At 49.1% G+C, this 22,374-nt stretch carries 27 protein-coding genes and 1 pseudogene; 4 read left to right on the top strand and 24 right to left on the bottom strand.

Annotation, left to right across the window (positions count from 1 at the left end):
* Positions 1–80: 80 nt before the first annotated feature.
* The gene (locus tag ACP158_RS06520) at positions 81–251 is read left to right on the top strand and encodes a hypothetical protein (RefSeq protein WP_424948136.1); all 171 of its coding nucleotides are present in this window, start codon (positions 81–83) and stop codon (positions 249–251) included.
* Here the strand turns inward: ACP158_RS06520 and ACP158_RS06515 are convergent.
* Entirely contained in the window at positions 248–400 is a 153-nt protein-coding gene (locus tag ACP158_RS06515) for a hypothetical protein (RefSeq protein WP_424948135.1), read from the bottom strand. The genes ACP158_RS06520 and ACP158_RS06515 overlap by 4 nt on opposite strands.
* Positions 401–930: 530 nt before the next feature.
* On the opposite strand from ACP158_RS06515, the gene thrC reads away from it, so the two are divergent.
* Together thrC and ACP158_RS06505 are read left to right on the top strand one after the other, a co-directional pair.
* Entirely contained in the window at positions 931–2,331 is a 1,401-nt protein-coding gene (gene thrC / locus ACP158_RS06510) for a threonine synthase (protein ID WP_424948134.1), read from the top strand.
* The gene (locus tag ACP158_RS06505; RefSeq protein WP_424948133.1) at positions 2,331–3,233 is read left to right on the top strand and encodes a hypothetical protein; all 903 of its coding nucleotides are present in this window, start codon (positions 2,331–2,333) and stop codon (positions 3,231–3,233) included. The genes thrC and ACP158_RS06505 overlap by 1 nt, the downstream gene beginning before the upstream one ends.
* Positions 3,234–3,236: 3 nt before the next feature.
* Here the strand turns inward: ACP158_RS06505 and ACP158_RS06500 are convergent, their stop codons facing one another.
* The 11 genes from ACP158_RS06500 to ACP158_RS06450 form a co-directional block, all read right to left on the bottom strand.
* Complete coding sequence (locus tag ACP158_RS06500; RefSeq protein WP_424948132.1) at positions 3,237–4,694, bottom strand: DNA methyltransferase; 1,458 nt, start codon at positions 4,692–4,694, stop codon at positions 3,237–3,239.
* Between the two features lie 632 nt (positions 4,695–5,326).
* Positions 5,327–6,178 (bottom strand): ABC transporter permease, encoded by an 852-nt coding sequence (locus tag ACP158_RS06495; RefSeq protein WP_424948131.1) that lies wholly within the window; start codon positions 6,176–6,178, stop codon positions 5,327–5,329.
* Positions 6,179–6,200: 22 nt separating this feature from the next.
* The gene (locus ACP158_RS06490) at positions 6,201–7,448 is read right to left on the bottom strand and encodes an ABC transporter permease (protein ID WP_424948130.1); all 1,248 of its coding nucleotides are present in this window, start codon (positions 7,446–7,448) and stop codon (positions 6,201–6,203) included.
* Between the two features lie 12 nt (positions 7,449–7,460).
* A complete protein-coding gene (locus ACP158_RS06485; protein ID WP_424948129.1) occupies positions 7,461–7,616 on the bottom strand; it encodes a hypothetical protein in 156 nt (51 codons plus the stop codon).
* Positions 7,617–7,619: 3 nt separating this feature from the next.
* On the bottom strand, positions 7,620–7,838 hold the full coding sequence (locus ACP158_RS06480; protein WP_424948128.1) for a hypothetical protein: 219 nt from the start codon (positions 7,836–7,838) through the stop codon (positions 7,620–7,622).
* Between the two features lie 23 nt (positions 7,839–7,861).
* Positions 7,862–8,971: an extracellular solute-binding protein gene (locus ACP158_RS06475; RefSeq protein WP_424948127.1), complete on the bottom strand. Its 1,110-nt coding sequence runs from the start codon at positions 8,969–8,971 to the stop codon at positions 7,862–7,864.
* 80 nt (positions 8,972–9,051) lie between these two features.
* A complete protein-coding gene (locus ACP158_RS06470; RefSeq protein WP_424948126.1) occupies positions 9,052–10,146 on the bottom strand; it encodes an ABC transporter ATP-binding protein in 1,095 nt (364 codons plus the stop codon).
* A 239-nt stretch (positions 10,147–10,385) separates the two neighbouring features.
* The gene (bamC, locus tag ACP158_RS06465) at positions 10,386–11,165 is read right to left on the bottom strand and encodes an outer membrane protein assembly factor BamC (RefSeq protein ID WP_424948125.1); all 780 of its coding nucleotides are present in this window, start codon (positions 11,163–11,165) and stop codon (positions 10,386–10,388) included.
* A gap of 106 nt (positions 11,166–11,271) precedes the next feature.
* Positions 11,272–11,394, bottom strand: a complete 123-nt coding sequence (locus tag ACP158_RS06460; RefSeq protein ID WP_424948124.1) for a hypothetical protein — start codon at positions 11,392–11,394, stop codon at positions 11,272–11,274.
* 169 nt (positions 11,395–11,563) lie between these two features.
* Positions 11,564–12,382, bottom strand: a complete 819-nt coding sequence (gene panB, locus ACP158_RS06455) for a 3-methyl-2-oxobutanoate hydroxymethyltransferase (RefSeq protein WP_424948123.1) — start codon at positions 12,380–12,382, stop codon at positions 11,564–11,566.
* 232 nt (positions 12,383–12,614) lie between these two features.
* Positions 12,615–13,796, bottom strand: a complete 1,182-nt coding sequence (locus tag ACP158_RS06450) for a calcium-binding protein (protein ID WP_424948122.1) — start codon at positions 13,794–13,796, stop codon at positions 12,615–12,617.
* 213 nt (positions 13,797–14,009) lie between these two features.
* Here ACP158_RS06450 and ACP158_RS06445 point away from each other — a divergent pair, with 213 nt between their 5' ends.
* The gene (locus tag ACP158_RS06445) at positions 14,010–14,660 is read left to right on the top strand and encodes an IS1595 family transposase (RefSeq protein WP_424948121.1); all 651 of its coding nucleotides are present in this window, start codon (positions 14,010–14,012) and stop codon (positions 14,658–14,660) included.
* Between the two features lie 33 nt (positions 14,661–14,693).
* Here the strand turns inward: ACP158_RS06445 and ACP158_RS06440 are convergent, their stop codons facing one another.
* The 12 genes and pseudogenes from ACP158_RS06440 to ACP158_RS06385 form a co-directional block, all read right to left on the bottom strand.
* Positions 14,694–15,422 carry a hypothetical protein gene (locus tag ACP158_RS06440; RefSeq protein ID WP_424948120.1) on the bottom strand — a complete coding sequence of 243 codons (729 nt, stop codon included), beginning with the start codon at positions 15,420–15,422 and terminating at the stop codon, positions 14,694–14,696.
* A gap of 505 nt (positions 15,423–15,927) precedes the next feature.
* A complete protein-coding gene (locus ACP158_RS06435) occupies positions 15,928–16,563 on the bottom strand; it encodes a hypothetical protein (protein WP_424948119.1) in 636 nt (211 codons plus the stop codon).
* A gap of 265 nt (positions 16,564–16,828) precedes the next feature.
* Positions 16,829–17,131: a hypothetical protein gene (locus tag ACP158_RS06430; protein WP_424948118.1), complete on the bottom strand. Its 303-nt coding sequence runs from the start codon at positions 17,129–17,131 to the stop codon at positions 16,829–16,831.
* 43 nt (positions 17,132–17,174) lie between these two features.
* On the bottom strand, positions 17,175–17,672 hold the full coding sequence (locus tag ACP158_RS06425) for a hypothetical protein (protein WP_424948117.1): 498 nt from the start codon (positions 17,670–17,672) through the stop codon (positions 17,175–17,177).
* Positions 17,673–18,137: 465 nt separating this feature from the next.
* Complete coding sequence (locus tag ACP158_RS06420; RefSeq protein ID WP_424948116.1) at positions 18,138–18,662, bottom strand: N-acetyltransferase family protein; 525 nt, start codon at positions 18,660–18,662, stop codon at positions 18,138–18,140.
* Positions 18,663–18,687: 25 nt separating this feature from the next.
* The gene (locus tag ACP158_RS06415) at positions 18,688–19,503 is read right to left on the bottom strand and encodes a hypothetical protein (RefSeq protein ID WP_424948499.1); all 816 of its coding nucleotides are present in this window, start codon (positions 19,501–19,503) and stop codon (positions 18,688–18,690) included.
* Between the two features lie 74 nt (positions 19,504–19,577).
* Positions 19,578–19,910 (bottom strand): annotated as a pseudogene (locus tag ACP158_RS06410) (class I SAM-dependent methyltransferase); the annotation flags it as partial.
* A complete protein-coding gene (locus ACP158_RS06405; RefSeq protein ID WP_424948115.1) occupies positions 19,880–20,044 on the bottom strand; it encodes a hypothetical protein in 165 nt (54 codons plus the stop codon). The pseudogene ACP158_RS06410 and the gene ACP158_RS06405, both read right to left, overlap by 31 nt.
* On the bottom strand, positions 20,034–20,480 hold the full coding sequence (locus ACP158_RS06400; protein ID WP_424948114.1) for a sterol desaturase family protein: 447 nt from the start codon (positions 20,478–20,480) through the stop codon (positions 20,034–20,036). The genes ACP158_RS06405 and ACP158_RS06400 overlap by 11 nt, the downstream gene beginning before the upstream one ends.
* Positions 20,481–20,667: 187 nt before the next feature.
* Positions 20,668–21,225, bottom strand: coding sequence for a hypothetical protein (locus ACP158_RS06395; RefSeq protein ID WP_424948113.1), 558 nt, complete (start codon positions 21,223–21,225; stop codon positions 20,668–20,670).
* Positions 21,218–21,463 (bottom strand): hypothetical protein, encoded by a 246-nt coding sequence (locus ACP158_RS06390; RefSeq protein WP_424948112.1) that lies wholly within the window; start codon positions 21,461–21,463, stop codon positions 21,218–21,220. The genes ACP158_RS06395 and ACP158_RS06390 overlap by 8 nt, the downstream gene beginning before the upstream one ends.
* Positions 21,460–22,221, bottom strand: a complete 762-nt coding sequence (locus ACP158_RS06385; RefSeq protein ID WP_424948111.1) for a hypothetical protein — start codon at positions 22,219–22,221, stop codon at positions 21,460–21,462. Before ACP158_RS06385 ends, ACP158_RS06390 begins: the two co-directional genes overlap by 4 nt.
* Positions 22,222–22,374: the final 153 nt, after the last annotated feature.

Below are 22,374 nucleotides of genomic sequence, written 5' to 3'. Positions count from 1 at the left end.
TTTAATAAGCTAATGTATTTTAATTTTGGTTCAAGATACTTTAAGGTATAGTGAAATGGTCATACCTAATTGTTCTATAAATGAAAAACAAGCATGTCATTCGTTGCCGAATTTCGGGGAATAAATTCAGGGCGATTCCTCGGCTGTTTTGCCGTGATATTGAGGCTTGCGAAGTCGCACAAATCACTGGCATCTCTGGCCCAGCGACCAGCCGATTGTATGCTCAAATCAGACATGTATGTGTTCACTAATTGATTGCCCGTTTTGTTCCTTTCCAGCGGTGTTTTAGCGCCGTCCTCTCGGCCGTCATTCTCGCATCAAACGGCGCGGCATCAAAGCAAAGGAGTCCGGCTACGCCGGACGACATATTCCACTGGATTGCCCGGAACAAGCCGGGCAATGACGACCCTTATTTGTCATTCTCGCCGCAGGCGGGAATCCAGAGTGGCGGCGTTAGCCGCCGGTTGTGTCACGCTTTGCGTGACAATTATTCACCATTGTCTTCCCAAAAGGACTCATTGCCTTCCGATTCACCATTGTCCCCCCAGCCCGTCATTCTCGCCGCAGGTGGGAATCCAGTTAAAATATGTCGTCCGGCGTAGCCGGACTCCTTTGAAAGAGTGTGAGTTTCGCTTCAATATGCGCCACGAAAATAGGTGTCAATATCTGCTAAAATCTATCCGAAATCGACCGCTTAAAGTATCTTGAACCTAAATTTTATGCTCGCGCCCGTTCCTTCACCTCGTTTATAAATTCTTTGAACGTGGCATCAAGTATAGGTTTATTAAACTTATGTATCTTCATATTGGCTCGTGCCTGTTCCTTAAAAATATTCATGTAACAAGGTAAAAAATATTCATGTAGCGAGGTATGAAATATTAGTCCGAAGTACGCCTTTACAAACATGCCTTTATAAAATGAGAAGCCTCCTTGGAATATATTAGCACTCGGGGACAAGCCCCTAATCTGGATTTTGAGCAAGCCACGCTTACCGGTCTTGCCAGCGATGGCGGGCTATACATTCCTGATAAGTGGCCTTGTTTGAGCATAGACGACATCCGCGCCCTGCAAAATAAAAATTACCCCGAACTGGCCTCCGCCATTATCGGTCGGTTCGTGGGTCAATCAGTTGCCGCCGAGGAGCTTGGCCAATTGGTGTCCAATGCTTATGGCAATTTTTCTCACGATGCCATCGCACCATTGAAGCAGCTCGACGATAAGCTGTTTTTTATGGAGTTGTTTCATGGCCCTACCCTGGCATTCAAGGATTATGCGCTACAAATGTTGGGGCAATTCTTTCAATATTTTCTCAAAAAAAACAGGTGTTGCCGCACAATCGTAGGCGCTACTTCTGGCGATACCGGCTCGGCCGCCATCGCCGGACTTAGAGGTCTGTCAGCGGTGAATTTGTTTATGCTGCACCCGCGAGGTCGAGTATCCGAAGTACAAAGAAGACAAATGACCACGGTTCAGGATGAAAATATTCATAATCTTGCCGTGGAAGGCACATTTGATGACTGCCAAAATCTGGTAAAAGCACTGTTCAATGATTCTGAATTTCGGCAACGTCATTCCTTAAGCGCGGTCAATTCAATTAACTGGGCGAGGATTGCCGCCCAGGTTGTTTACTATTTCAAGGCGGCGTTAGTCCTGGGCGCGCCAGATCGGGAAATAAATTTCTCGGTGCCAACAGGCAACTTCGGCAACGTGCTGGCCGGCTATGTCGCAAAGCAGATGGGACTGCCCATTCGCAAACTGATCATTGGCTCAAATCGAAATGATATATTGACCCGCTTTTTCGAAACCGGGGTGATGGAAAAAACCGGTGTGACCCCTACGCTGTCGCCAAGCATGGATATTCAAATATCGAGTAATTTTGAGCGCTATTTGTTTGAACTGCTGGCGCATGACAGCGATCAGCTAAACCACATCATGGCATCCTTTAATGAGTCCGGTAAATTTACGCTTGACCGTAGCCTGCTACAAAAAGCACAGCAAGATTTTGGCGCATACCGAATGGATGACAAACAAATCAAAACAGATATTAACCAAATCTACAAATCCACTGGGGAGATTATCGACCCACATTCTATCATCGGGGTTTCCGCTGCCAAAAATGCGACCAAAAATAAGCTTGGTCCATCGCTGCTCACAGTGGCAATCGGCACCGCACATCCAGCAAAATTTCCGCAAGCAATCAAACTGGCGACCGGCATCGATGTTACGCTTCCAGCCCGTCTGGGGGATTTAATGACTATGGAAGAAAAAGTAGAGAATGTCGATAACAACCTTGAATCCATTAAAACAAGAATCGACCGCGCCGCGCATTGATGAAGTTTAGTGTTGCAGACTATGTTCGCCGACATTGGAAAGGTAAGTTATCACTATCCTTATCGTTCTGGATAAACTTTTTCTTTCTCTACATCGTTCTTGCGCTCCTTGAGCGATTCACTTTTCCGCCATACATTCGCGCCGAGACGACACCGGTCATCGCGCTAATTTTTTTCGTAATCGTGCGCGTGATGATTTATCCTTGGCAAATCGTCGGCGTGCTACGCGCATGCGAACGCCACATCGCGAACAACACCGACCGCGCTTGGGCGGTCGGTGCGCAAGGCGTGGTTGTCTTGAGCATCATCGCGACTTTGGCGGCGACTTTTTCCAGTTATCAATCGGTGTTGCGCCACCAACGAGAACTGCGCGCGACGACGGTGGAGGCCGCGCCGTTGTATTCGCTCCGGATCATCGAGAACGATGGCGCGACGCTCATTCATTTGCGCGGGCCGTTGCAAGTGGGCATCACGCGGCATGTTGCGAAGTTGCTCGCGGCGCATCCGCGCGTCGGCGGCATCATCTTGGACAGCGGCGGCGGGCGGATTTATGAAGCGCGCGGCTTAGCGAAATTGATTAAGGACAACGCGCTGGCGACTTATGCGTTGAACGAATGTGCGTCGTCGTGCACCACCGTGTTCATCGCCGGCGCGCGGCGCACCTTGGGCGTTGGCACCAAACTGGGGTTTCATCAATACAAAAATTACGCGGTGATGCCGGTCATTGACATTGACGAGGAGCAGGCCAAAGATATCGCGTTGTTCGAGGCGCAAGGAATATCAAGCGCGTTCCTGCAAAAAATTTTCGCGCAACCGCCGGACGCGATGTGGTGGCCCGAAGAGAGCGAATTGTTGCGCGCCGACGTCGTCCATGCAACGGGGTTTTCCTTGCGGATGCCATGAGCATTATTGCCGTCCGCGGTCTCGCAAATCCAACAACTCTTCTTGCATCGCTTCGCCGGTGCGCGGATGCGCGAACGCCGGCAGATTCGGCTTGATGTGGTTGAAATGCTCGTCTATGGAATACATCACCAGTCGGTTGTATTCGGTCGCGCCGATCGCCAACTTACCGGTATCGGCGATGCATTGGCGCACCGTCGGCGAGTTCCATTTTTTGAGCGTGATGAAAATTCCCATCGCCGCTTTGCCGCCGGTGAGCGAACCACAGAACGCGCGCAAATCATTCACGCTTGGCTTGCCGCCTTTCACTTGCGCGATGCACAACCTCTCTTCCAAAGTGGGGTCATGGATCATGCCGCGCCCGTCTATGCCACCGTCTCCGCGCTGCACGGTGTTCGGGGCAAAACCGCGAATGCGGGTAACCGCCCACTTCTCAAAATCAAACGGTTTGGTTTGCGCAAAATACTTCGCCGCCTTCAGATCTTTTGGCACACCGTACACCGGAATTTCCATGTCGTTCATCCGCTCGCGGCGAATGACTTCGATGGCGTAGGTGGAAATGTCAATACCCATCCACTTGCGGTTCAGGCGATGCGCCGCTTCTATGGTGGTGCCGCAACCGCAAAACGGATCGAGCACGAGATCATCAGCGTTGGATGATGCTTTGATGATTCGATCAAGCAACGCAAGCGGTTTTTGAGTGGGGTAGCCGAGGCGTTCTTTTGCAACGGAATTCAATGATGGAATATCCGCCCACCAATCGTTGCATGTCATGCCTTCGTCCGGGTAATAAATTCTGGTCTTTCCCGCATCAACTCTAATTCTGCACCGGTTTCCTTTTTTATCCGTCTGCCGGTAATGGCTATTAATATATTTTTCGCTGACCGGCAGCACATAATCAAATTGCGCGGCTTTTGTTTTGGAGTAAAACAAAATAATGTCGTGCTTGGATGTGAACTTGTTCCTACTGCGCCCGCTGTTTGAATAGCACCAAACAATCTCATTGCGAAAATTCTTCCCGCCAAATATCTCATCCATAATAATTTTCAAGTAATGCGATGCGGTCGGGTCGCAGTGCAAATAAATGCTGCCGGTGGTTTTTAATAATCTCCGCATCTCCGCCAGCCGCAGCGTCATATACGAAAGATACGACAGCATACCGCTGCCGTTGGGATGCATTTTGCTGAAACCCGAAATCGCAAGATGCGCGGGGTGGTCGACCGCATTTTCGATCAATTCAACGCGCTGTTGCGCGTCTTCATTCCATTGCCAAGTGTCGGTGAAAGCGGTCAGTTGCGCGAGGTCGATTTTTCCCCGGCCGGTTTTGCCGGCGCCGAACAATACATTGTAATTCGCTTTGCTGTTGAACGGCGGATCGAGATAAATCAGGTCCACGCAACGGCTCGGCCATTTCCGCATCACTTCAAGACAGTCGCCGTAATACAAGGCGTCCGTTTGCAGCATAATGTGTTCCCCGTGATGGCTAAAACCATCCCGGCGCAACGGCGCCGGGCCGTTGCGACGATCACAACCGGTAGGATGGGAAAGTCCTGCCTATTCGCCCCGAAAGGGAGCTACCCCGCCGAGTTAGATGCTTTTGTATTTGACAGGTAACCCGGCTAAACGGGCTACCAGTTGTAAATCGTCGCAGGGGAATTACACCGACAAACGCCGCCGGTGTCAAGCACAGAATGGCGGCATCCGGCGTAGCCGGATGCGTGTCTTACTGGATTCCGTGTCAAGCACGGAATGACGGTGTAGGTTGAAATACGGTGCAAGTCATTTCGCGCGGGAGCGAAATCGCGCGTAGCCCGCCTTGCCTTTTGTCGTCATTTGTCCCCGGCCGTCATTCCAGCGTAAGCTGGAATCCAGTTAAAAATAAATCCGGCGCAGCCGGATACATTGTCTACTGTAATCCCGTTAACCAAATGTCAGCGGCTATCGCCGCTGGGTTTTTTAACTGGATTCCGTGTCAAGCACGGAATGACGGGCCGGAAGCGAAATTGCGCACAAGCACGGCAGGGCGCGTATCAGTGATGATACGCGCAATATAATGAACCCGGCGCAACCGGATACCTTGGTTGCCGCGCGAGGGTTTAGTGCGGCGTGATGCCGCGCAACCGCTCGCCGCGGCGTCTTAGCAATTCCACAGCAAACAGCAACAGAATGGATACGATTACCAATAAAGTTGCCACCGCGAGGATGGTCGGGCTGATTTGCTCTCGAATCCCCGAGAACATCTGCCACGGTATCGTGCGTTGTTCGTAGCTGCCAACGAATAACACGACGACAACTTCATCAAATGAAGTAATAAATGCAAATAATCCCCCTGAAATTACGCCGGGTAAAATTAATGGCACAATAATCTTGAAAAATGTTGTGACTGGCGATGCCCCCAATGTGGCGGCGGCGCGAATCAAACTATGGTCGAACCCGACTAAGGTTGCGGTCACGGTGATGACCACGAATGGCGTGCCTAGTGCGGCATGCGCCAATATGACGCCTAAATGGGTTGAAGACAATCCGATCTTGGTATAGAAAAAATACATGCCGGCCGCAGATATAATCAAGGGCACGATCATCGGCGAAATTAAAATGCCCATTACCACCGATTTATAGGGCATGTCTTCGCGGCTAAGTCCCAATGCCGCGATGGTGCCTAACGTCGTTGAAATTAATGTAGCAAAAACAGCGATGATAAAACTATTATTTACCGCGCCTTGCCAGTTTAAATTGGTAAAAAAGTCTTCATACCACTTCAATGAATAGCCAGCCGGATCGAATCTCAGCATTTCTTCAGTAAAAGTGAAGAACGGCACGGCATTAAACGAAAGCGGCATGATCACCACAATGGGGGCAATCAAGAAGAAGAAAATCAGCCCACAAATAAAAAGATAGGCATAGTGCCAGATTCTTTCCAGTGGTGTGGTGTAAGCCGGTAGTGCCATGGTCGTTATCCGAGTTTCACGGTTATCCGAGTTTCATGTTGTCGATTCCGACAATTCTGTCATATAGAAAATACAGTATTAATACGACAGCAAGCAATATCGCACCCAACGCTGCCGCCAGACCCCAGTTCAAGGAGCTCGACATGTGAAACGCGATAAAATTGCTGATCAGCGTTCCGCTTTGCCCGCCAACCAGTGCCGGCGTAATGTAGTAACCGATTGCCAGAATAAATACCAGAATCGCGCCTGCGCCAATTCCGGCAACGGTGTTTGGCATATAAATTCTGACAAAAGCAGTGAACGGGGTCGCGCCCAGAGATCTGGCCGCACGCATATAACTTGGGGGGATGGTTTTCATAACACTGAACAATGGCAACACCATGAACGGCAGTAGTATGTGCACCATAGCAACTATGGTTCCTGTGCGGTTGTGTATCATGGCCAGGCGACTATCACTTGCAATGAGGCCCAGCCACACCAGGATATCGTTGATCACGCCCTCTTGCTGCAATAATGCAATCCATGCTGTGGTTCGGACCAGCAACGAGGTCCAAAATGGCAGTAAAACCAAAATTATCAGCAGGTTGCTTTTTGCGGTCGGCAGCACAGCCAGCAAGTAAGAGATTGGATAGGCAAGAATCAAACACAAAAAAGTGATTAACAAGCTCATCCACATCGTGCGCCAAAATAGTTTAAGGTAGATTCGCCTGTCATCCTTGTTTCTTACTATGTCTCCGGTGTCTCCATACCCCATATCCACCGCCGCCAGATAATATGAAACTGTATAAGGCGCGCTCTCCCGCTTAAAGATTTTCCAGTTTTCGATATCGCCCCATTTCTTGTTGATGTCGATAAAAGATTGTTGATACGGCGCTTCCAAGCTGTCTGCTTTGCGCGTGGTTTTCCTGAACAAGCCGGAGAAACCCGGTTTTTCGTAGTTCAATCGACGCGCTACCTTTCCACCCAATTTAGTTTCTTTCGCCTCGAGAAAATCTTGCGCCAGCGCGGCGAACACCTCTTCGCCGGGCAATTCACCGCTTTGCTCATCCCAACTTTGCAGCACCGGCACGGTGCGATACATGACTTCACCCACCAATTGATTTTCGACGCTACGGAATAGCATGTCGAGTATCGGCATGAAAAAGGTGATGAGTATAAAAAGAAACAAGGGGACAACCAGCCCGATGGCTTTCAACTTGCCGCGCCGCTGGGCGCGCGCCAAACTGATTTTCAGGGGAATGCCGTCAGCGGTGACTAATGTTTGACTCACTTAACGATTCTGCTAGCCGCTAGTGCCCGACTTACCGTGCTGCGATGGACGTTCAATCGGATTGCCCTCTTCATCGAGGCCATGCCGCTCATTCCACCACCCCGCAAAAAATATCGCTCCCGGTACTGCAATTAACACAAACAGCAACGCCACATAATAGTAATCCACAACTCACCTCCTCGGCGGATTAGCCGTCGTTTTTCCAGCATCAACTTTCGGTTGCCGAATCGTTACACTGAACATATACAAAATAAAACCGACGAAAATCAGTCCGAGTTCCTTCACCCCGGATTCGGGTTCAATGAAATAAGCAATTAGCCCGGCGGCCATTACCAACACACCGAGCTGATTGCCGCCGATACGAAGCAATCTTTCATTAACGCCAAGCATCGCAACGTTTCACTGTGTAGTGATTACTGAGCCAACCAAACGTTGAACTGCTCGGTTAAATCATCCGTGTTGTCGGCCCAGAACTCATAATCATAGATCAATGTGTTCTTTGCATTGTTCGGGTCGGTCGGCATATGCGGGGCCATGTCGATGCCCAAAGCCGCGTGCTTGCCGACCAGCGGAGCCGAGGAAGCGCGCGCCGGACCATATGAAATATATTTTGCCTGATCGGCGAGGCGTTGCGTATCGGTGGCGAACTTCAGATACTTCATCACCGCGGCTTCGTTCTTGCCGCCTTTGGGAACGATCCAGCCATCAAGGTCAAATGCCTGCCAATCCCACAACATGGCAATCGGTTGTTTCTCTTCCACAATCGCCGAGAACAATCTACCATTGTAAGTTGAGCCCATCACCACTTCGCCATCGGCGAGAAGTTGCGGGGTTTGCGCGCCTTTCTCCCACCAGATAACTTGGTCTTTAATGGTGTCGAGCTTTTTTAATGCGCGTTTCACACCTGCTTCGGTACCGAGCTCTGCATAGACATCGCCCACCGGAACGCCATCGGCGATCAATGCCCATTCCAGATTATTGATTGGCCTTTTCTCCAGTGCACGTTTGCCCGGATATTTTTTCAGGTCAAACACATCATTGATGCTGGTCGGTGGATTGTTGCCGACTTTGTCGGTGCGATAGCCAAAAGTAGTTGAATACACGATTTGAGGAATAAAACAGGGTGATATGATAAGGTCGCCAAAGTCTTCGCTCGCCAACGTGCCGTCGGCGGCTTTGGCCAAGTCATTATCGTGATCGATTTCAATCGCCAGACCCTCATCGCAAGCCGCGATCGCAGTCGATGCCACGGCATCAACCAAATCCCAAGTGACATTGCCGGCTTCCTGCATCGCGCGCAGTTTTGACAATGCCTCGTTGGCAGAATCGTCGTTGACAATTTTGATGTCGGGATTAGCCGCCATATAAGGTTCGTGGTACGCCTGTTGCTGACTTGCGGTATAGGCCCCCCCCCAAGACACGACCACCAGTTCGGTTTCTGCTTGCGCGGTGGCCATCAGGCCGAGGGTTGCTGATACCAACAACGCGGTCGCCGGCAGGGTTTGTTTTAAAATCTTGTTCATTAGGAATTCTCCTCTCATTGGTTGTTTTAGTATAAAAAAATCACGAAAATTTGTCGCACTGACTCACAGCCAATCAACCATCAGTCTGACGGATCGAGAGCACGACAATCCTCCATATTCCAGCCGATTTTAACCGTATCTCCTTCTTGAAGACTGGCATGGGCGGCTGAATTTGGAATCTTTACAATAAAGTCATCATGACCACAAACGGTGAACCGGGTCCTAATATGGTCACCAAGATAAATTAGTTCTTCGGCTTTGGCACTAAACTCATTGGGGCAAGAACCTGCCTCCGGGGCGACCACAACCCGCTCCGGGCGTAACGACAAAGTTGATCTTTCGCCAACCCCTCCGACATTAATTTTCTTGGCGTGGACTTCGCCGCCGTCATCAATTTCGACTTTAACGCTATCGCCAAAGTCTTCTGTAACCTTGCCGAGCAGACGATTATTTTCACCAATAAAGTTGGCGCAAAACGCATTGGCAGGTTGTTCATACAATACTTCCGGCGGCGCGCATTGTTGAATAATGCCATCGTCAAACACGGCAATGCGGTTAGACATGGTCAGGGCTTCGCTTTGGTCGTGGGTTACGTAGACCACGGTCAGACCGAGATTCTCGTGAATATGCTTGATTTCATACTGCATTTGTTCGCGCAGGTTTTTGTCGAGCGCGCCAAGAGGCTCGTCCATCAGCACCAGGTCAGGGTCGAAAACCAGCGACCTCGCCACCGCCACCCGCTGCTGCTGTCCACCGGATAATTGCGACGGCCGGCGGTCGCCGAAGGGACCGAGTTGCACCATGTCCAGCGCCCGCTTGACCCGTTGTTCACGCTCGCTTTTGTCCATCTTTCGAACTTCGAGGGGGAATGCCAGATTTTCGGCAACGGTCATATGCGGAAACAACGCATAATTCTGGAACACCATACCGATGCCGCGTTTGTGCGGCGCGACGTTGTTGATGCTCTGATCCTTGAGATAAATCTCGCCGTGTGTTGCCGGCTCAAATCCAGCGAGCATCATTAAGCAAGTCGTTTTTCCAGAGCCTGATGGACCTAACATGGTGAGAAATTCTCCTTCTGCCACATCCAGATTAAGGCTTTTTACGACCAGAGTCTCTCCATCATAGCTTTTTTGAATATCGACAAAGCGAACCAGGGGTTTAGCGTTGGACATAAAGATTTTCTAATGAGTTTGCTAATGGGTTTAGTTCAGTTTACGAAACACTATTTATTATAGCATACCAGATATTATGGTCATGCCGTCATTGTTACTTGATTCTGTGTGTGGGGGCAACCCACCCTTCATAACGATCTTGATCAATAAAATTATACACCACCACGGTCCTATGCGGGATTTCTCAATAAGTTGCATTAGGTTGATTTTCCTTGGTTGGTTTATAAAAGAAACTGTTTTTAGGCGGGCGCGGATTGGTCGAATATCAAAATGATATTTTGCAAGAAGTCAGCGACCCGCTCCGGGTTTGAGGGCAACTCCACCCACTCAAATGCGGTTATCTTTTTAGCGGACTCAATGGCTTTCCTCGCAGTAACCCGGTGGCTGACAAACATTGCCGTTTTATTGAGTGATATTCTTTCAAATCTAAGGCGATATTTGTCGCGCGAAGTATTGCGGTTGATTGTGGCTTGCAACAAGCTCTTGAATAGTTGCTTAACCACGGACCCCTCTTCACCCAATGCGATTTCCTGTTTAATCCATTCAGTCTCCATCGTACCCGCTTCGGGGTTATAGTCAACCAAACTCACGCCGTTAGTTGCCCAGTATTTGCTAATAGTCTTCCATGCTGATTCGACATTGGTATCGATTTCCAACCAGATTTTTTCGTCCTGCTTATTTATCCTGACACCAATAACTTCCGGCAACACTCTGGTTTCAGAGAACGGCTCAGCATTTGCTTGCACCTTGGCATTAGAACTGCCCACCAAATCCGGCGGCAACTCAAGCGGCTTGGTCATTTTCGCCCTTGCCAATTCGCGCTGGGTCGCTTTGGACGGCCGCCTTAACTTGACCCGGTCGGCGTTCGTATCAATTTTTTTCGGATTGATAACGCGGTCGGTCTTGCCGCCCGACGCGGTCCCCGACTCAGTCGTGGACTTGTCCGACTTATCGCCGATGAATGCGCAAGACGCGCTCAATATGCCGAACAGCGTTAAAAATAAAATTCGAAAAATCACTTTTGTATTCAAATTGTAAGCGCCACTTTAAGGTCGGGTCGGAAATCTAACATACAGTGGAAACTAACACAACTAACTGTCCGGGTTCACCACATATGAGACAAAATCAGGTCGCCACGGTGGGTTGCCGATAATACGCCATCGGCGTCATTAAATCCAAACTATCGTGTGGTCGGCAATGATTATAGGTCCACTGGTAATGGACCAGTTCCGGGTTGATCGCGGTCACCTTCAACGGCCCTCGGAAGTGAGGCTTCAGCCTCGCCAAGCCATTGCAAATGGCGGGACTAAAGTCCCACTTCCGACGCCGCCGGCCTGACCTGCTTTAAGCGCACTAGCCGGGCCAGGTTAACAGTCTCTTATGTGTCTGAGCCCGAACACTAACCATCAATTAACCATCAATCGTAACTGTGTTCGGCGTCAGGAAACTTGCCTTGCTTGACCTGCGCGACATACTCCGCCAGCGCGCCTTGAATTCCGGCGGTGTTGCCTTCAAGAAAATTCTTCACGAATTTTGCAGTCTTTCCCGGATACAGGCCCAGCAAATCATGCCAAACCAGTATTTGCCCATCGGTATCAGCGCCCGCGCCAATCCCGATCACCGGCACATCCATGCTGTTCGTTAACGTCGCGCCAAGCGTCCGCGGCACGCACTCAATCAAAATGACACTGGCGCCGGCCTGCTGCAACACTTTCGCTTCATCGATAATCGCCTGGCCCTGCGCTGGGTCCCGGCCCTGAACCCGATAGCCACCAAGATGATTGATGGATTGCGGCGTCAGCCCCATGTGCGCGCAAACCGGAATGCCGCGCTCAGTTAACAGCCGCGTGGTCTCCGCCAGCCAGGCGCCGCCTTCCAGCTTGACCATGTGCGCACCTTCACGCATCAGTATGGCCGCGTTTTTCAGACTGGCGGTTTCAGAGTAATAACTCATGAAAGGCAGGTCGGCGGCGAGCAACGCGCCTCGGTTGCCGCGCTTGGCGCAACGGACATGGTAGGCGATATCCTCGATGGTGACCGGCAGGCTGCTGTCATGCCCCTGAATCACCATGCCCAGCGAATCTCCGACTAACAGCACTTCGATTCCAGCCTCACTGGCCGCATGGGCGCTGCAATAGTCATAGGCGGTAAGACAAGCAAACTTCTCCCCGGCGCGTTTCATTTGAGCCAGAGTGTTTATTGTAATATCCGGGCGAGATTGAGATTGAATTGACATGAATACTTACCTTTTGGCGCACATTATAATGCGATTTTATATTGCATTGTTGCGATTATAACCCCGATATTCAATCGGTAAGTCCATTGCTATTCGCCTGCTCAATCTGGATGCCTGTTATCCCGGTCCCACGGTGCCGACCCGATGATGGCTGAACACCACGACGGCGTGGTTTGATGGCGTAATTTTTATATCGCAACCGGCGCGTGGATATTCCTGTTGTCAGAACCAATCAAACACTCGTTGTAACCCAAGCCGCATTTAACGCGAACTGCACGCTTTCCCTGTCTTGTGTTGATAAACTTGATAAGCCCTCTTCCGGTTTGCCAAATGCCGCCATGGCATGAATCAATGCATTCGTATGGCTCCAGTCCAAGTGACTGCCGTCCGACAGACCGAATGATTCAACCCGGTGAGATATCGTGCCGGAAAATTGGTTTGCGACCACTAACTCATCTTCTACACCGAGAATGCTCAGGATTAAATCATTTCCGTGCCGGGACAGCCATATATCGTCTCGCCCTATATCCGGACCAAACACAATGCGGTCACTTGCGCCCCCACTTTCATGCACTGTATCCCTTCCGTCACCCATCTGAAAATAGTATGTGTCACTTCCTGCACCACCATACAACTTGTCCGCGCCCGCCTTGCCCGAAAGAATATCATCGCCGCCCAAACCATAAATCACATCGCTGTTGCTGCCTCCGAACAGACGCTCTCCCTCGCTCATGCCCGCAAGGGTAGCTTCCGAAAACGCGCCTGCCATCGCCTCACCCAAATCAATTGCCGCCCCTCCCCGAACAACACCGAAAGCAGCCATCATTCCCGCAATCCCAAGCTGTGTGCCATCGGAAAATGTAAATCTCTCTATACGATTTCTTTCATTCGACCAATCCTTTATGCGCACCACATCCGACAATTCGGTTAGGTCAGTTCCCGAACCCTCATCCTTCAACCCTATCAGCAAATCTTCTCCTTTCCGTTGCATCAGCAAATCCGACGCCACGATGCCTGCACCAAATTCCAGCACATCCATCCCCGCATCCTCCTGCACGATTCTCTGCCTGGAAACGGTCCGATATCCTGTCCGAGTCTCTGTCCGGTAATTATAATTCCCTTGTCCCGCGCTGTAACGAACCTGCGTCGTATAGGTGTATGACTCTCGTGTGCCATAGGTCCGCATCTGGCGAAAATCGTCAAATATCAGGTCTTGACCATCCCCGCGAGCAAAATAATAGGTGTCATCTCTGTAGCCTCCCTTGAGCACATCGTTGCCTTTCCCGCCATGCAGGAAGTCCTTCGAAACCCCCGCCGTCAGCACATCGTCTCCGCCGCCGCCGTATAAATACAACGGCAGCGAAGCGACATTGGCGGCACTATGGAAATTGTCATCGCCATCGCCGCCAAACACGCGCTCAACGCCGCGCGCCTGTAAATCCACATCGTGCGCAACATCATCGGTGAACACCAGCGTATCCCAACCGTCGCCGCCGTTGAATGTGTCAGCATTGTCGGCGTAGAGGGTGTCGTCGCCGCCTGCACCGATCAGCGTGTCCGCACCGGCACCACCGAATAAAACATTAGGGGCTGTCCTAGATAACTAAGTTTATCGTAGGATAGCAGAATGAGAAAGAGTCGTTTAAGCAAGCATAAACAAAATCGATTAATTGAGTTATTTGTGGCGGGTGCGACAGCCAGAACGGCCGCGTCGTTAGTGGGTATTAACAAGACGACTACCAGTTATTATTTTCACCGCCTTCGTGGTCTGATTTATCGCAACGATGACAATGGCGGGTTGATGGCCCGCGAGATTGAGGTGGATGAAAGTTATTTTGGCGGAAAACGCAAAGGCAAGCGCGGTCGCGGGGCGAGCGGCAAGGTGCCGGTATTTGGCTTGCTTAAACGAGATGGCAGGGTGTATGCGGTGCCCATAGCCGATGCTCGGAGTAACACCCTGATGCCGATTATACGGCGCAAGGTGAAGCCGGACAGCGTGGTTTATTCCGATTCATTTCGCGGTTATAATGTGCTGGATGTATCTGAGTTTAAGCATCTGCGCATTAATCATAGCAAGATCTTTGCCGACGAGGAAAATCACATCAACGGCATTGAGAATTTTTGGAGCCAGGCGAAGCGGCAATTACGCAAGTTTAACGGGGTTCCGAGGGGTCATTTTCCGCTGTTTTTGAAGGAGTGTGAGTGGCGTTTTAACAACAGTGACCCGAAGTCTCAATTAAGTCAATTGAAACAATGGGTTAGAGACAATATGGGTTAGTTATCTAGGACAGCCCCAAATTTTGATACATTGTTATTCCTCCATGCTTAGTAAAGCCGTCATAAAGATTAAAAATAGGATGTAACCAACACCAATGGGTCCGGCAAACATCCAAAGAATGTTGATTGCGGAAAAATCATAGTGTTGGTCGATTCTATTTACGCCATGAAAATAAAGCCATAACGCCACACACCACAAACACACCATCAACAACACCATTCCGAACGGGCGAATAAACTTAAAAAACCCAGCGCACCAGTTATGCAGTTTGTAGTTCCATGTAAGATTTGACACCGTACGATAAACCAAACAATCACCCGCATAACAAGAAAAAAGCCAACGGTGATAGATTGCAAAAGTACCAATCACCACTGCATTAGTGATTAATGCAGATATGCCTGCCGCTGATAAATACACGCTACCCTGGAAAAGAAGGGGGTAACCAACAATTGCAAATATCCAAAAAGCAATCCCAACACCATTTTGAATTTTCTTGCCAGTTTCATGGGTGCCACCCACATTGAAATATAGAATGTTTGATTTGGATGGAAACACCGTTTGGATTTGTTTTCGGGCGCACAGCGCAAAAATAAAAAAGTAGCCAATTAGAAAAATGGCGACAAAGCGAAAATCCAGCAATGCCGTTACCAGCGCACTAACACCCAACACACCACCGAGCCATAGTCGGTCAATACGCGCCTCCAATCGGGCGGCGAACCACCGCCCGATTGCGTTGTTAGTTTTTACTAATGCTTCGATCATTTTCATCATTCGCAGTTTGCGGGTGCGTTGAATTGACAATTCGGCAAGCAATCCAACTAGTGGATTGCCTTATCGCGGAAACCGCGGCTTTTACCTTTGCTTGAATTTACAGTTTGCGTAGTCATTTTATTTCATCCACGGAATTAAAGTTAAAGAGACCTTTGCATAATTAAAAAACACCTAACCCAACTCACCAACAACTGCCATTTTTTATACATTTTCTTCATTTTTCTACATGCCTTCTCCAATTCATCACCCCTTACCACATCAAATTTTACATCAGGAAACTCTGATTAACGCCTATGGCGTCACTCCTGCCCCAATGACGGTCGCCCCGTTCCTCGCGCCGACCCCGCAAACTGGCCCGCTTGCCAAGTTTTTTCAAGATATAAATGACATTAATCAGAGTTTTTTTACATTAACTTCAAAAATAATAGTGTGGCTTTTGTCACATTTTATCCCTTATTTTCGCTTTATTTACTATGGCGAATTCATTGTGTCGAGGCTAAAAAGAGGCGGCGAAAACGCCGTTGTTTGCATTAACATAGACGCCACCAAAACCGAAACTTTCGACCCGGGTGGCTGCTCCGGCAAAATGATCTTCCACTGTCAGTTGCCCATCTTTGTCAAGCAAAGATAAGTGCAAGTCATCGCCGTTCCTTGTCAGCCAGAGGTTGTTGGCGACAACATCATCGAATACGACCGAGTCGGTGCCACCGGTATCGCGCATCGTGTCGTCTTGCAGACCGTCACGCCGAAACCGGTAGGTGTCGCTCCCCAGACCACCGTGCAACGCATCACTGCCGTCAGTGGTGGACATTTGCCCGCGGCTTTTTGGCGCGCTCAAATCAACCGCCGCACCACCGGCGACCACGCCGAACGTGGAAATAACATCCGACAGCGATACGCGCACGCCGCCGAAAAACGCCAACTCTTCCACCTTGTTTTTACTGTTGGCATCGTCTTTGATGCGCACAACATCGGTCAAGCCGGACAAGTCAGCGACCGCCGACGCGTCTTTGGCTTTTACGCCAACCAGCAAGTCGTTACCGCTTCGTTGCACCACCAAGTCGTCCATCGTGATGCCACCGCCAAACTCCAGCACGTCTTTCGTGCCGCTGTCTTGTTGCCGGCCGCCCATGCGGAAGTCATCGTGAATGGTGTCCTTGCCATCGCCGCGGTTGAAGTGGTAGGTGTCGTTTTCCCCAAATGGGCGTTGTTCTTTTTCACGTTGTCTGCGAATTTCCCGAATTCGTCGGTGGATGATGGCAAATCAAACATTTTGCCGATGAAGTCAAGGACGTCGCTAAAGACCGACTTTCCCGACTTTTCGTTGTCATTTTCTTTTGACATTGTTAAACCTCCAGATTGAGCTAGGGTTAGTGGGTTGTTCAGTGCACACGCCGTTACTGCAAATTGTCCGGTTGCACTTTCTGTTTTTTCACAACGCGTTGCATGGCGTTTTCCACCGATTTCGTATCCGTCTCTGTTATTTCCCTGGTAATTTTAGGAAGCAACACCTCGCGCCGTTTTATGCCATTGAGGTTGTTGTGGCGCGCAAGCAGCTCATCCACATCCCGTTGCGTAAAGTGTTTTTGATAAACCACAGTGTATGCATCAGACAACTGATCCAAGGCTTTTCCATTTAGGAAAATGGCGATTACCGCCGAATTAAATTCCGGTGGCGTATTGGGATACCGCTTGCGCATGGCGGGCAACCGCGTTTCGACCATCCTTTTTTTGGTGGACTCTTTAGCTGTACGTCGATATCGCGAGAAGTTGTTGCACGCTCTCTTTTGCCGATGTTTCCGCTGACGGTGGTTTTGCCGAAGGTGGTTCCGCTTGCCCATCGACACTGACAGGCGAGTTAAGTTGTTGCATTATATTCTCCTTCCATTTCTCATCCGCCATGCGCATGTCATTTTCAAACTGGGGACGCACCTCGTGCCATTTTATGCCAGCGGGGCTGTTGTCACACGCAAGCGCCTCGTCCACATCCCGCTGCGTGAAGTATTTTTGGACAAGGAGCATATGCGCTTTTAACTCCGCCGCCGCCGTTCCACTGTTGATCTCGGCGAATATCGGCACCTCTTCCATGTAACCATCAGGAAACTTCTGCCGTGCGCGAGCAAACGCCTGTTCACCTCCCGTTATTATAATCTCCCTGAATTCGGAGGTCCCGATCAGCCGCGCAACGCTTTCGTTTGATGGCGTTTCCGCTAGCGCACTGGTGACGCACAAGAAAGCCAACGCAATCGATACAACAAGTTTTTCATGATGTTCGCCTCGTTACAGTAAAAAACACAGTCAAAGATTAATCTTGCAAGTCGTATTTGTTTTCATTCGGGTCGCCTTTTTGCCCCATCCATCTGTGGGCGGTATATGGGTCGCCCCCCCTGTCCGAGTGTGCGTGGCGCCGCCGGTGCATGAACGACCACGCCACTGGCGGCCACACACAGCCCAATACCCCGCAAAAAGTGAATAATACCTCGGCCCAGCGCGATGCTTAGAAACTTCGATGTGAGAAATAGCGGTGGTATCCCACCGAGTGACCTATGCAACCATGCATGAAATAACCGAACAAAGCCAGTATCCACCAATGCCACGATGCCCCACTGAACGGCGCCACGAGGGTCAGTGCTCCTGTTGCCAACTAAATCGCTCCGATTCGTTGCGCCAACGGCAACATCCAATTTCGATAACGGTGTGAGATTTTCATTGCTTGTCTTTGTCTGTTTGAATCGGTAAAGCCATGCTGTAATTCCCGCCAACCTGGCGAAACCCTGCCCGTCTCAAGAAGCTATCCGTACCCACGATGCCGATGCCGCTGGTGACATGGAACTGTATTTCCACAGCCCTGCGATTCGTCGCCCAGCAACGGTAGGCGTCCAGCAGTTTTACCGCAATTCGCCCACCCAGTAAAGTTTTCCGATAGACCGACAATACATAAAAAGACATGCATGAGGAGATAATTTCCTCGCAATACAAAAAACGATTGGCCGTACACCCCAAAAAACCAACAGGCTTTTCCTGCCATTCGGCAATAATAAAACCAAAACGATCCGGTTTTCCCAACACATTTTCTTGCAGATAATTTGTCCATTGTTCCTTATTCGGGCTCAAAGAGCCATATCGGCTTTCCCGAAGCAAGGCGAGATACAAGGGCCAGGTAGCCTCTATATCTTCTTCACTGCGTATCAATCGCACCTGGACAGATGCTGCACCGTTATATTTTGACATCGTACTACGCAAGCAACAGGGATATTTACATCGCTCGCCGATGTTTAAGCATTTTTGCCAATTCTTTCGGTATGGCAGACATTTCTTGTGTACGCGTCACAGCTGGGACCAAAACCCGGTACCGCGGGCCTTCTTCGGAGCGCCAGATAGATTTCAACAGCTGGGTGGCACGCCAGTGCCCCGCAGTATCCGGCCCCCAGTTATCAAATTCTTCCATACTGAGTCCAAACAATATATCCTCATTTCTCTCAAAATCAAGGGACATTGCTGCCTGCGCCCCACAATACACAGCCTGTAAACGACGCTCAGTCGGTTCCTGAAATGCTGATACATCAATGGTGTTTTCCGTGTATTTGAAATCTCCATGACGGTTCTTAATCCAGTTGTTCAGTTCTTCGACTGATGTTTTGTTCTCTATCTCGTCATTTTTTCGTTGCTCTTCTCCCATCCTGATGTGATGCACATAGACATTACCGACTGTTTGTTTTAAGACAGACAATAGAACGTATGTACTGTCTAGGCCACCGCTCCACATCACCAGTACTTTGCGAGATGAAGGCAGTTGAAGTGATGTGCGCGTAACTACAAGTGTTTTAGGCGATGAGCCATCCTTTAGTTTTATTATATTGGACCCATTTTCGGCCATGAATATAGGCTGATAATAACCGGTTAGGTCCGGCATTAACCAGCGCATGTCAGTGAAGCCCATAGAGGCAATAATCTCTCCAATCTCTTGGCGCGTGATAGCTCTTGAAACCATGGATAGGACACCATTCGTTTTCCATCCAGGATGAGATAATAAGTTGTTTGGTGAATCCTGCTCCGTGGCGTACCGTGCCATTCCCGAGTTCTAAAATACAAGGTGAATCCTTCTTGATGCTGAACCCGTGAAACCTGTCCTACAAAATGGTCCGGTTCCTCTTGGAGCAGACGTTTGTAGTCATGTACTCCGATTAAAAGGACCCCGCCAGGTCGCAACAAATCCGCCATACAGCGTAAAGCCTGTTCCTGCGCCTTCTTTTTTTCAAAATGTCCAATCATGCTTGCGACAGCAACCACCGCATCAAATTCTTTTGTGCTACTGAATGATAAAAGATCTGTTTTCTTAAAATTTACGGACAATTGACGAGATGATACAACTTTTTTAGCCTTTTTCAACGAGCGGCCACTAAGGTCAATACCGGTAACATCGTATCCAATCTCACATAGCCCCGCACTTACGAGCCCAATCCCACACCCAACCTCCAATACACGTCCAGAGGGAAGTTTTTTTGCAGAAAACGACCGATACTGTTTTTCGCTTCCTCGACAATGTCATCCTCGCTTGAATACATGCGAGCATACGCATCGGACCAGTCATCATGGATTTCTTCATACGACATGGTGTCTGGTTCCGAATACCCAATCCCAAAAATGTGTGTAGAGGTCAAAATTCATTGTCATATCCGCATGGTGAGCCAAATGGTATCGGCCCATTGCAAGGCCAGGCACAGCAATTCGGGGGTTGTGGTCTGTAATTCCCTCCGACAAAAAACTGTCAATGTAATAAAGCACGGCTATCGGCCATGCATCGTGAAACAGGAGTATATATAGGATGGTGGGAATAATCTCTGTAAGCCACTGATCCAGGGTAGAACGCCAGTCATTGAACCAACCTATCAAATTCCACCATGAGAACTCCCACTTGCCGTCGTAGGAAACCGCATGATGTGCTTGATGAAAGTGCCACAAAGCCGGTATGGAATGTGCCAGACGATGTGTGCAGTAAATCAATAAAGTCCAGAGGGAAAAATAGCCCAATAGTTCAATAAAATACATTTTACTGCCCCCAGGGACTGAATATGTCAATAAAAACCGGGACCAGATGCCGATTGTCGCGAACCAGTATATTATCACGACTAAAATCAAGAGCATAATGTAGTGCCAAGGCTTTCTCCCCAAGAATGTAAGAGGCTTCTACCAATGCTGGAGGCGTATTGATGAGACATTCGTGGTGAAAAGGGCGTTAATCCGCAATTGCGTGGGCATAAGAGATAGCATTATTGGTGATCTGCCAGAAAGTGCGCTGCATTTTCCTTGAAGAGACAAGGCATTCCATGATGGTGATAGAAAGGTGTGCTACCCCACTATGATAAAATACTCGTGGGAAATGAGGGTTGTCCATTTTCTGTGCAATCTCAATAAATGCACTATACGCCTCTGGATGGAGCCCAATTCTGACTGCATGCCTGTCTTTCGGCAAAGCAAGTGTAACTGCATCATCACCCCTACCAAGAACAGAAGCGCCGCGTTGAATCAGCCCTCTGGCAAACTTCTCCCGCAATTCAGCATAGTCTGAATGAATGTCTTTTTTTTCGGAAGTGAGGGATAATTCGGTATTCCGTATCAATGCCGATAACTGTTCCAGGATACTTTCATCCCTGGTCTCGGCGAATATAAGCAGGACTTTCACACAGTCCGCCAGTACCGAAACCTGATCCAAATTCCCAATATCCTTGTTTTGTTTACACACAAACATGAGTTCTGCGTCCGTATTCTTGAGCCAAACAAGCGATTTATTCAATAGTATATTCAGATGCTTCTTTGGCAAATTGAATCAATTGATCAAGAGGCACACGTCCATCAAAACATAGCAGTTCAACCGCGTAAGCACCTCTGTCGCTCACCCTGGGCCTTGCAGAGAAGTGCCAGAAATTTCTAACAAGATTGTCGACAAGACCTCCTGTGCCGAACAATTCTCCAAAACCGGCAATACTGGCTACATCATTCAACGAGCAGAACATCCCTGCTTTCTCAATCATCTGACATCCCAATGTTTGACATTCTGCGCACTGACCACAAAAACCCAGTTTTTCTTTTTGTCGCGCTTTGGGTCCCGACAACTGGCCGTCATTCGCACCAATTCTATGGGAAGATAGTCGGATTCTTCCTGCTTATCAGGCGGTTCTGGCCACAGGAAACACTGCGGGACTTCTTCGCTCCCCCAAACAAGCTTCATGATATTAATCGTAACGGCTCTGAGAAAAAAATATGTTTCACTCCCGGGGTTCCATTCCTTGTCCTCATCGCTATTCATACTGAACAGAATACGGTCCTCTGTATGAAAGCGAAATGATTTTGCCGCCTGTGAAGCAAAAAACATTGCGGTAGAGGTATCCCGTGCAAAACGGTAAAATGTCGTCAGGTCAACTCTACTTTCAGAATAGTGGAATGTTCGATATGTCCTTGTAATATAAGGTAACATCTGTCCAATCGCCTCGGCCTCATGTTCGCATGTCAATGCAATATGTTTTCCATCATCGTGGCGTGCGTGACGATGAATGTGATGTGCGAAAATTTCATCGCTTGTCTCCCGAAGTAAACGGACTAAACCATACGTGCTGTCGAGTCCTCCACTCCACATCACTAGGTTTTTTCGATATCTTTTTGGATCGTCTTTCATTGTATTCTCGATTTTCGTTTGTTGCTGATACAAGCTAGTCTGATTCTCATAAATAATCAATTTTTCAATAGTTGTGTATAAAATTGATTTTATGGAACAGTCTGCGACCTCATCCAAAAAATTCTAGAAATTCTAGAGATGGACCACTTTGATATGAAAATGACTCGGTCATCTTTCCTTAAAAACCTCTTGACTGTATCGTAACAATGGAGACAAAAATATTCAATCGCCGCACGCTCGCCAATTTTTATCTCAGCTGTTACCGCCCTT

This window comes from Candidatus Spongiihabitans sp., from assembly GCF_965247905.1.
Classification (GTDB): Bacteria; Pseudomonadota; Gammaproteobacteria; order Arenicellales; family Poriferihabitantaceae; genus Spongiihabitans.
The sequence above is the reverse complement of the archived record's forward strand: the minus strand, read 5'-3'. Positions and strand labels throughout refer to the sequence as shown.